The 1,459-nt window shown below is 52.4% G+C and carries 1 rRNA gene; it reads right to left on the bottom strand.

The annotated features are described in order from the left end of the window. Window positions 1-19: 19 nt before the first annotated feature. Window positions 20-1,459 (bottom strand): 23S ribosomal RNA (locus QMZ29_RS04890); the annotation flags it as partial.

Raw genomic sequence — 1,459 nt, 5'->3', positions numbered from 1 at the left:
AAAACACCTTCGGTGTTGTAAGGTTAAGCCTCACGGATCATTAGTACTGGTTAGCTCAATGCATCGCTGCACTTACACACCCAGCCTATCAACGTCTTAGTCTTAAACGTTCCTTCAGGGGCCTTAAAGGCCCAGGGAAGACTCATCTTGAGGCAAGTTTCGCGCTTAGATGCTTTCAGCGCTTATCTTTTCCGCACTTAGCTACCGGGCAATGCCATTGGCATGACAACCCGAACACCAGTGGTGCGTTCACTCCGGTCCTCTCGTACTAGGAGCAACCCCTCTCAATCTTCCAACGCCCACGGCAGATAGGGACCGAACTGTCTCACGACGTTCTAAACCCAGCTCGCGTACCACTTTAAATGGCGAACAGCCATACCCTTGGGACCTACTTCAGCCCCAGGATGTGATGAGCCGACATCGAGGTGCCAAACACCGCCGTCGATATGAACTCTTGGGCGGTATCAGCCTGTTATCCCCGGAGTACCTTTTATCCGTTGAGCGATGGCCCTTCCATTCAGAACCACCGGATCACTAAGACCTACTTTCGTACCTGCTCGAGCCGTCACTCTCGCAGTCAAGCTAGCTTATGCCTTTGCACTAACCTCACGATGTCCGACCGTGATTAGCTAACCTTCGTGCTCCTCCGTTACTCTTTGGGAGGAGACCGCCCCAGTCAAACTACCCACCAGACACTGTCCTCACCCCAGATTATGGGGCCGAGTTAGAACATCAAACATTAAAGGGTGGTATTTCAAGGATGGCTCCACGCAGACTGGCGTCCACGCTTCAAAGCCTCCCACCTATCCTACACATCAAGGCTCAATGTTCAGTGTCAAGCTATAGTAAAGGTTCACGGGGTCTTTCCGTCTTGCCGCGGGTACACTGCATCTTCACAGCGAGTTCAATTTCACTGAGTCTCGGGTGGAGACAGCCTGGCCATCATTACGCCATTCGTGCAGGTCGGAACTTACCCGACAAGGAATTTCGCTACCTTAGGACCGTTATAGTTACGGCCGCCGTTTACTGGGGCTTCGATCAAGAGCTTCGCCTTGCGGCTGACCCCATCAATTAACCTTCCAGCACCGGGCAGGCGTCACACCGTATACGTCCACTTTCGTGTTTGCACAGTGCTGGTGTTTTTATTAAACAGTTGCAGCCAGCTGGTATCTTCGACTGGCTTCAGCTCCATCCGCAAGGGACTTCACCTACATGCCAGCGTGCCTTCTCCCGAAGTTACGGCACCATTTTGCCTAGTTCCTTCACCCGAGTTCTCTCAAGCGCCTTGGTATTCTCTACCTGACCACCTGTGTCGGTTTGGGGTACGATTTAATGTTACCTGATGCTTAGAGGATTTTCCTGGAAGCAGGGCATCAACTACTTCTGCACCGTAGTGCATCGTCATCACGCCTCAGGGTTAGTATGCAACCGGATTTACCAGGTCACACCCCCTACACGC

Origin of the sequence: Serratia sp. PF-27 (assembly GCF_030053255.1) — a bacterium.
GTDB classification, from domain to species: domain Bacteria; phylum Pseudomonadota; class Gammaproteobacteria; order Enterobacterales; family Enterobacteriaceae; genus Serratia; species Serratia bockelmannii.
This window is presented reverse-complemented; position numbering and strand designations above follow the sequence as displayed.